7 protein-coding genes and 1 pseudogene are annotated in these 9,876 nt (G+C 37.0%); 7 read left to right on the forward strand and 1 reads right to left on the reverse strand.

The features are described 5' to 3' along the window. The 7 genes and pseudogenes from BZK14_RS13270 to BZK14_RS06610 form a co-directional block, all read left to right on the forward strand. Positions 1–819: pseudogene (locus BZK14_RS13270) on the forward strand (hypothetical protein); the annotation flags it as partial. 130 nt (positions 820–949) lie between these two features. Then, positions 950–3,031, forward strand: a complete 2,082-nt coding sequence (ppk1, locus tag BZK14_RS06585; RefSeq protein ID WP_245831204.1) for a polyphosphate kinase 1 — start codon at positions 950–952, stop codon at positions 3,029–3,031. A gap of 8 nt (positions 3,032–3,039) precedes the next feature. Continuing rightward, on the forward strand, positions 3,040–4,845 hold the full coding sequence (locus BZK14_RS06590) for an SLC13 family permease (protein WP_077925749.1): 1,806 nt from the start codon (positions 3,040–3,042) through the stop codon (positions 4,843–4,845). 31 nt (positions 4,846–4,876) lie between these two features. Beyond that, complete coding sequence (locus BZK14_RS06595; RefSeq protein WP_077925750.1) at positions 4,877–6,079, forward strand: amino acid aminotransferase; 1,203 nt, start codon at positions 4,877–4,879, stop codon at positions 6,077–6,079. Positions 6,080–6,268: 189 nt separating this feature from the next. Next, the gene (locus tag BZK14_RS06600) at positions 6,269–7,228 is read left to right on the forward strand and encodes a biotin--[acetyl-CoA-carboxylase] ligase (RefSeq protein WP_077925751.1); all 960 of its coding nucleotides are present in this window, start codon (positions 6,269–6,271) and stop codon (positions 7,226–7,228) included. Further along, positions 7,221–7,958: a type III pantothenate kinase gene (locus BZK14_RS06605; protein WP_077925752.1), complete on the forward strand. Its 738-nt coding sequence runs from the start codon at positions 7,221–7,223 to the stop codon at positions 7,956–7,958. The genes BZK14_RS06600 and BZK14_RS06605 overlap by 8 nt, the downstream gene beginning before the upstream one ends. Positions 7,959–7,977: 19 nt before the next feature. Beyond that, complete coding sequence (locus BZK14_RS06610) at positions 7,978–8,184, forward strand: DUF3079 domain-containing protein (RefSeq protein WP_281249089.1); 207 nt, start codon at positions 7,978–7,980, stop codon at positions 8,182–8,184. 6 nt (positions 8,185–8,190) lie between these two features. On the opposite strand, the gene BZK14_RS06615 is transcribed toward BZK14_RS06610, so the two are convergent. After that, the gene (locus tag BZK14_RS06615) at positions 8,191–9,567 is read right to left on the reverse strand and encodes an L-serine ammonia-lyase (RefSeq protein ID WP_077925753.1); all 1,377 of its coding nucleotides are present in this window, start codon (positions 9,565–9,567) and stop codon (positions 8,191–8,193) included. Positions 9,568–9,876: the final 309 nt, after the last annotated feature.

Consider the following 9,876-nt stretch of genomic DNA (forward strand, 5'->3'; position numbering starts at 1 on the left):
AATAATGGTGAAGCACCAAAACCAAGAACACGTCGCTCTCGCAATAAAAATAATAATGCTAATAACAACAATACCACTCAAAATACTCAGAAAACTGAAAAGTCTGACAATAAAAATGAGAATATTGTTAAAGCAACAAGCATTACACCAAAACCTGAATCAATTGAAGTTGAAGTGAATGGTGAAATTCGTAAACGCCGTATTCGCAAAGGCCGTAAACGTATTTCTGAAGAAGAAATGAATGCACTCAAAGGTATCAAAGCTGTAGAGCCTGTTGCTGAAATAGCTAATGAGAAAGTGGCAGATGCAAAAACACCAATAGCAGCTGAGGCAAGCGTCACTCAACCAGAAAGTGCTACTATTGTTACGGAAGAACCAGCAAAACTAGAACCAACGATAATACAATCAGAAGTTGTTGTAAGTGAAACGCCAAAAGAGCCCGTACAACCTACAACAGAAACTGTAGATATCGTTATCCAACAAACAACAGATAAACCTGCTGATACTGATAATATTGAAGTCAAACCTGTTATAGAGAAATCTAAACAAGTAGAAATATCTAAAGCAGAAGTATCTATTGAACCTCAAACAACAACTACTGAAATAGCTGAAGAAATCGTGATTCAACACAGCATTGTTGAAATCAAAGATACGCCTAAAGCAACAGAACCTAAAGAAAAAATCGTTGCTCAACCTATCATTACTATTGAAGATGAAATTGTGATTAAACCACAAATGATCGACACTAATGATGATAAAAAAGAACAAGATATTCCAAGCTTTAAAATTATTTTAGAAGATGAAGTCCCTAAAAAATAATTTTATTTTAATGCTTTATATAATCTAATCGAAAAAGCACAGAGTTCTGTGCTTTTTCTTTGCATAGAAAAAGCACATCTTTTCAGCTACAATAGACTGTTATTCTTTTATTATACTAAGTAGGTCGATTGTGGATGCTTCGTTAACCATGTTAACCCCACATACAGTTCCTCTCATCAATCGGGAACGTTCTATTCTTGCATTCCAAGAACGCGTGCTAGCACAAGCAAAAAATAGCATGTTACCGCTATTAGAGCGCTTAAAATTTATTGCAATTGTCTCTTCTAATATCGATGAATTTTTTGAAGTTCGTATGGCAAATATGCAAGAACAAATTCAATCTGGCTTAGAGCGTATAGAAAACCAAAGCGCTAGTGAATGGCGCCTTAGCATTCAAGCTTATGCATTGAAAATTACACAAGAACAACACCAAATATTTTTCAATGAATTACTGCCTGAATTAAAAAAAGAAAATATCCATGTATTAAGTCAACAAGATTGGAGCGCAGAACAACATCACTGGCTTTATCATCTTTTTACGCAGAATATGCTCCCTGTTTTTACCCCAATTGCACTAGATTTAGCGCATCCATTTCCACACATTACTAATAAATCACTCAATTTTATTGTTGATTTAAAAGGTACTGATGCATATGGTCGCAATATAGATACAGCGATTTTACCCATTCCTGAAAATTTACCACACATTATTGAGCTACCTTCTCCTAATGGCGAAACACAACTCACAACCATCCAAGCCATTATTGAAGCTTTTGTGGCAGATATCTTCCCAAGTTTAGAAATTTTAGGTTTATATCAATTTAGAGTGACTCGCAACAGCCACTTGTACATTGATAAGGAAGAATTAACCAATCTCCATCAAGCATTACGTGGTGAATTAAAGCAAAGAAGTTTTGGCCATGCTGTCCGCTTAGAAATAGAATGTAATTGCCCCTCTCACCTTAAAGCCCTTTTATTGAAAGAGTTTGAATTATCTTCAGAAGATTTATATGCCACTCAATATCACTTTGATTTCTCACAAATCCACAATATTTTGGAATATGTTGAACGTAAACCTCATCTGATTTTTACGCCTATTAAACGCCATATTCCCAAACGCTGGGAAAATCGAATAGATGCATTTAGTGAAATCAATGCACAAGATATTTTGTTACATCATCCTTATGATCGCTTTTTACCCGTTGTTGATTTTCTCAGAGAAGCTTCTAATGATCCCACTGTACGTGTCATTCGAATGACAGTTTATAGAACAGGCGATGATTCAGAGTTAATGGAATTGCTTGTGAATGCAGCAAGACAAGGCAAAGAAGTGAATGTTGTTGTGGAACTGATGGCTCGTTTTGATGAAGCCACGAATCTATCATGGGCTTCTCGATTGGAAGATGCGGGTATTAAAATTGTGTATGGCGTATTTGGTTATAAAACCCACGCAAAAATGCTCTTGGTGATTCGTGAAGAAAAAAATCTTAAAGGTGAAACCTATCTCCGTCGTTATGCTCACATTGGTACAGGTAATTACCATCAAGGCAATGCAAGATTATATACTGATTTTAGCCTACTAACTTCTCATAAAGAAGTGACAGCAAGTATTTCAGAAATTTTCTTAAACCTATCTAGCCTAGCCAAAATCCCTTCTCTTTCTACTATTTGGCAATCTCCATTTAATTTTATTGATCGCTTATTAGAAGAAATTGAGTTTGAAATTCAAGAAGTAAAAGCAGGCAGAAAAGGCTACATTATTGCTCGTATGAATGCATTAATGGAACCAATTATTATCACAGCCTTGTACAATGCTTCTCAGTTAGGTGTACAAATTGACCTTATTATCAGAGGTGCTTGTGCATTAAAACCAGGCATACCGGGCTTATCAGAAAATATTAGAGTCCGTTCAATTGTCGGCCGATTCTTAGAACATTCTCGTGTTTACTATTTTTATCATGCAGGCAAAGAACATGCTTATCTATCAAGTGCTGATTGGATGAATCGTAACTTTTTTAGAAGAATTGAAATTGCAGTACCTTTATACGATAAAGAAATTAAGCAAAAAGTGATCGAAGAAGGATTATTATGGTGTTTAGAAGATCAAACAGCATGGTGCTTAGATGGCACGACAGGTCACTATAAACAAGCATATAATATTAACCCTGAAACATCTGTTCAATATCGTTTAATACAAAAACGCCTGTCATAGGAAACGTTATGCTCAGTTATATTAACTTTCAATTAATCCCTTTTTTAACCAATGACCAACTATTCTCTCTCTTAGTTTTAGTTGCTGCATTCATCACATTTTTAATTGGACGCATTCGCTACGACTTTGTTGCACTGGGCGCTTTGCTTGCACTAGTTTTATCAGGTATTGTTCCCATTACACAAACCTTTAATGGATTTAGCCATCCTGCCGTTGTTACTGTAGCCTCTGTTTTAGTACTGAGCCATGCCATTGGCAAAACCGGCATCACTTATCATCTCTCTAAACGATTAGGGTATTTTTCTGATAGTCCATCTATGCTTGTTTTTACATTGGCCGGACTTGTTGCATTTTTCTCAGCTTTTATGAACGACGTTGGAGCATTAGCATTGATTATGCCTATCGCTATCCAGCTATGCCAACGTTATGATATTGCACCAGCCAAAGTACTAATGCCCATGGCATTTGCATCATTACTAGGCGGTACAATCACTGTGATTGGTACGCCACCTAACTTAATCGTTGCAAACTATCGTGAATCTATTGGTTTATCTCAATTCAATATGTTTGATTTTACACCAACAGGCTTAATCATTTCCGTTGTTGGATTATTATACTTATCACTCATTGGTTGGCGTTTAATTCCTAATCGCCGCTCTGAAAGCTCACAAACTAAATTTACGACAGATAACTATCTATTAGAAGCTAAAGTTGAACATGGCAATAAAGTTGTAGATAAAACAGTAGCAATATTAGAAGAAATTTCTGAGAACTCAGTCAAAGTTGTAGTCATCATCCGTGGTGCTCGACGCATTATCGCACCTAGCAGTGAAGAGATCATTCGTTGCAATGATACATTGTTATTAGAAGGACAACCTGAAGAGCTTAAACAACTTGAGCTACTAACAGGAATGAATCTGACACGTAGCAGCGCTAATAAGAATATCCCTCACGATAAACTAGAAGTTTTAGAAGTTGTAATCAATCCTGGCTCTCGCATGGATAACCGAACATTATCTGAGCTACAATTCCGCGAAAAATATGGCTTAAATGTAATTGGTGTTGCTAGACAAGGTGAAAATATCCGTAAGCGTTTCTCTAGGATTCAATTAAAAGTTGGAGATGTGCTATTGGTACAAGGCCATTCAGATGAGCTACCTGAAACATTACGATATTTAGGATGCTTTCCTCTAGCAGAGCGAGATATTAGCTTAAAAGCCTCTTACCGCTTATTACCTACGATTTTAATCTTTCTTGGATCTATTATTCTAGTGGCGACACAAACATTACCGCCACAAATTAGCTTTCCATTGGCTGTCTTTTTATTAGTAATATTTAAACTGCTTCCCATACGAGATGTCTATCGTAGCCAAGAAGGCCCTCTATTAATGTTATTGGGTTGTTTTATCACTGTCGGACTTGCTTTACAACAAACAGGAGTAACGGCCATTCTGGCCAATAAATTGGTCGGAATCATTGGTGATCTACCCGATGTTATGATTTTAGGTATCATTATCTTAATTACGATGATCATCACTGATGTTATCAATAGCTCTGCAACTGCCGTCATCATGTGTCCGATTGCTTATGGTATTTCTCAGCAGCTTGGGCACAATCCTGATGCATATTTAATGGGGGTTGCTATTGCAAGCTCTTGCACATTCAATACTCCAATTGGTCATCATTCCAATACACTTGTGATGGGTCCTGCGGGCTATCAATTTGGTGATTATTGGCGTGTTGGCTTAATTTTAGATATATTAATCTTAATAACCGTTACACCTGCATTACTTTGGGTGTGGCCTTTGTCATAAAATCACTCTATTTAACTTCAAAGGAATCTATATGAGCGTTTTTAATCAAGTTGTACTGGCCCCTGATGACCCTATTCTTGGATTAGTGGAAAAATTCAAACAAGATCCAAGAGAGAATAAAATCAACCTTACAATCGGCATTTATGCAGATGCAAATGGTAAAGTACCTGTTCTGAATGTTGTAAAAAAAGCTCAAGATGCACTTTTTGCTGAAGCAAAGCCACATGTTTATTTGCCGATGCACGGTTTGCAAATGTACAACAACTCTGTACAACGCTTATTGTTCTCAGAACATAATTCTGTGATTGCCGAAAACCGATTAGCAACAGTGCAAACTTTGGGTGGCACAGGTGCATTGAAAGTTGGCGCAGATTTCCTCAGCCAATTATTTGCAGAGAAATTACCAACAGTTCACGTATCTGATCCAACGTGGGATAACCATCGTGCAATTTTCAAAGGTGCTGGGTTTAAAGTCGAAGCTTATCCATACTTTGATTCAGAAACTGGCGGCGTACGTTTTGATGCAATGATTGAATACTTCAAAGCATTACCAGTAAATTCCATCATTATTTTACATGCATGCTGCCATAACCCAACAGGTGCAGATTTAACAGATGCCGAGTGGAAAACATTGGCAGAAGTTGTGAAAGAAAAATCATTGATGCCATTCTTAGATATGGCTTATCAAGGTTTTGCCCAAGGCGTTCAAGAAGATGCTAAAGCTATTCACATCATGACAGATGCTGGCGTACCTGTATTGATTGCTAATTCATTCTCAAAATCATTCTCATTGTATGGCGAGCGCGTAGGTGCCTTATCAGTTGTTACAAAATCAGCTGAAGAACAAGTACGTGTCACATCACAATTGAAAAAAATGGTGCGTGCAAACTACTCTTCTCCACCAGAATTTGGTGCTGCAATCGTTGGTCATGTTTTAAGTAATGATACATTACGCCAAGAATGGTTTGATGAATTAGCAGAAATGCGTATACGCATTCATGCTATGCGTGAAAAATTCACGGCTTTACTCAATGAAGGCCAAACGAAAAAAGATTTTAGCTTTATCAAACAACAACAAGGAATGTTCAGTTATTCTGGTCTAACTCAAGAGCAAGCACAGAAGTTAAGAGATGAACATGGCGTCTATATTCTTGATACAGGTAGAATTTGTATTGCTGCCTTAAATGAGTATAATATTATACAATCGGCACAAGCTATTATTAAAATTCTGTAACGTTTAACGTCAGGGAGATAAGATATGATGAAATTTATTGAAAATCAATTGCCACTTGTAATCATTTGGGGCCTTTGCATTATTGGTTATTTAGCTGTTGTTTCAGTTGTACTTTTCAGCTAATACATTAATTATCACCAGAAAAAAGTGCTGTTTGGCACTTTTTTCTTTTCTAATAGTGTCAAATTTATGTCTCCATTAGCCAAAGAACTTTTTAACCTATTACAATCTGGCGAACTCTATAGTGGTGAAGCCTTGGCGCAACGCTTTAATGTAACTCGCCAAGCTGTTTGGAAAGCTATTAATGAACTTAAAACAGGTCATTTAGTAGAAACGATTGGCCGCCAAGGTTACAAAGCCTTTTATCCCTACATTCCTTTAGATCGTCAGAGTATTCTTGCCCAATTACCGAACAACTGTGTAGATGATGTCATTACACATATCGATATCACATCTACTAATGAAGAGATTGCAAAACTACCCTTAACAAAAGCATTAGTAATGGTCAGTGAAATGCAAACTCAAGGACGTGGTCGCAATGGCAAAGTTTGGGTGTCGCCTTTAGCACGTAATCTTTATTTTTCAATGCGGATTCAGTTTAAAGCTCAAGCATTGGCTAATTTAACCAGTTTCAGCCCTGCTTTAGGCATTTACTTGGTGGAATATCTTCAAAGCAAAAATATCCCTGCCAAAATTAAATGGCCGAATGATATTTGGGTCAATGGTGCTAAATTAGCAGGTATTCTCATCGAAACTAGTGCTAAGTCAGAACATGAAGTGGAAATGATCATTGGTATTGGTTTAAATAATTTACCCTTAATCGAGACAAATTTAACACAAAACCGAGCGACTTCTATTTATGAAATATTAGGTGAGGCCTTTAACCGTAATATTTTAGTCGCAGATATTATTCAATTGATCTCTAATCTAAGAGATGACTACGAATCATTTAATTTGCCTAATATTGTAGAGCTTTGGAATCAAAACAGTGCGCTACATGGGCAAAAAGTTAAATTATTCTCTCCTGCACGAGAAATTATTGGTACAGAAGTTGGCATTGCAGACAATGGTGCGCTTTTGATTCAACAAGAAAATGGCACCGTGCAGCAATACTTTTCAGGAGAGCTTTCGCTGCGTGCCTATGCCTAAGTTTTTGTTCGATTGCGGTAACACATGTATTAAGTTTGCTTTATTCACAGAAGAAAAGGGATTATCACAATATCAGTTCATTGATTACTCAGTGTTACATAGTTTTGTGACTAAGCTCTTTAACCTGTATCCAATGCCAGATGAAATCAAAATATCATCGGTTACTAAAGTTGAACGCTTAAATACACTATTGTCTGACATTGCTGAATTTACAGCCCTTCAACCTACTATTGCTATCTCACAAAATAACGCCCTTGGCTTAACTAATCAGTATGATATTCCTCAAACGTTGGGGGTCGATCGCTGGCTTGGCATGCTTGCTGCTTGGGATATATACCATGAATCAACATTAGTTGTAGATTTAGGTACTGCACTGACAATAGATTACGTCACCCATGATGGCAAATTTGAAGGCGGATTAATTATGCCTGGTATTAAGTCATTACGAGATGCATTATTAAAAGATACCGCCATCAAAAATATTCCGGAATTACCTTATACTAGCGAGCTTGGACATAATACTAGTGCATGCATTTCTTCAGGTATTCATTATGCTGTTGTTGGCTCAATATTAGCATTACACCAATCCTTACCTGAGGTAAAAAGTGTCATTCTATCTGGTGGTCGAGCGCAATGGCTAAAAGATATTTTAGAACCCATTTTGCCAAAAACAGAGTATCATGTGCATAAACATCTTGTTTTAGAAGGATTACTTCGCTTTCAAGCTTAATCCTTATGAGGATTAGATCATGAAATCAGAAACTAAAAAAATGCGGTTTCCATTGAAACCAAAGCGCCCTGAAAAAATCTGTTGGGGCTGTGATAAATTTTGTGCCGCCGATAAAATGATGTGTGGCAATGGATCTGATCGCTCTCAACATCCGATCGAAGTGATCGGTGATGATTGGTATGAAACTTTATCCGAAGAGGATAAGAAAAAAATCATTTTAGTTTGATTTTATTTAATCACATGGTGGCAAAATCGTAATCGCCAAACCACCTTGTGACGTTTCACGATATTTCGCATTCATATCTTTACCTGTGTTATACATTGTTTCAATCACATTATCTAAAGATACCAAAGGTATACTTTGACGATTAATCGCCATTCGTGCAGAGTTAATTGCTTTCACAGATGCAATTGCATTGCGCTCAATGCAAGGCACTTGTACTTGACCATCCACAGGATCACATGTTAAGCCTAAATTATGCTCCATCCCAATTTCAGCCGCCATACAAACTTGCTCTGGTGTTGCACCTAGAATCTCTGCCAAACCTGCCGCAGCCATTGAACAAGCGACACCAACTTCACCTTGGCAACCAACTTCTGCGCCAGAAATCGAAGCATTGCGCTGATACAAAGTACCAATCGCCCCTGATGCTAAAAAGAACTTCATAGCTTTTTCTGGTGTTAATGGCTCAATGAAACGATCATAATATTCCAAAACTGCAGGTACGATGCCACAAGCTCCATTTGTTGGTGCAGTCACAACTCGCCCACCTGCCGCATTTTCTTCACTCACTGCCAACGCGAACAAATTCACCCAATCAATGATGATCATGGGATCTTTTGTATTTTGGCCGTGCGATGTTAATAATTGATATAAGTTATGAGCACGGCGAGGTACCCGCATTGGCCCTGGCAATTGCCCACCCGCTTTCATACCGCGTTCAATACATTCATTCATTACTTTCGCAATATTACTGAAGTAATCTTGTATATATTGCAAATCATGTGATACCAATTCATTTTTCAATACAACATCTGAAATAGATTGTGATGTTTCAGCACAATGCTGTAATAGCTCTTTCGCAGATGTAAACGGATAAGGTATTGCTGTTGTTTCAGCTTTATCTTTCTCAGCACTATTATCATCCTCATCTGAGATAATTTGCCCGCCACCGATCGAGTAAAAGCTCATTTTTAATAATAATTCTTCACCATGATAAGCAGAAAATGTCATTGCATTCTCATGACGAGGTAAAAACTCACTATGAAATCTCAGATTTTCTTTTAGAAAGTCTATTTGATATTGCCCATCATTAATGGATAATTTTTCTTGAGCTCGGATATTTTCGACAATCTTAGGAATCTTTTCAATCTCTACATTATCAGCGGAATAGCCTGATAAACCTAATAAAATAGCCACATCAGTTAAGTGACCTTTACCTGTTAAAGACAATGAACCATAAACATCCGCCATGATAGTTGTTGTCTTATGAATCAAATGATTCTGAACCAAACGATCGATGAATTCTTTAGCTGCTTTCATGGGGCCTATTGTGTGTGAACTAGATGGACCAATACCCACTTTAAATACGTTCAATACGCTGTACATGATTCAGCCTCCAAATAAATTCAAACCAACAAAAAGGTGCGCTATTTTGCCTAACTTATACAAGTTAAGCAATGCAATATCATTCTAATTTATTTTTAAAAAATTTATCTTTTTGATATGATTTGTAACAAGTTATCTTTTTCCATTCACCATAATGGAGCAATCATGAAAAAGCTTATTATATTTGCAACATTTCTATTTCTTCAAGGATGTGCATCTAATTTCCTAGTCAATCAAGCGGGAGATGCTCTACATTATGAAGCAATTGTACAACTTTCTCAAAAAGAGGTCATTGATCAACGAGCTTAT

The sequence above is a fragment of the Wohlfahrtiimonas larvae genome (genome assembly GCF_002006755.1).
Classification (GTDB): Bacteria; Pseudomonadota; Gammaproteobacteria; order Cardiobacteriales; family Wohlfahrtiimonadaceae; genus Wohlfahrtiimonas; species Wohlfahrtiimonas larvae.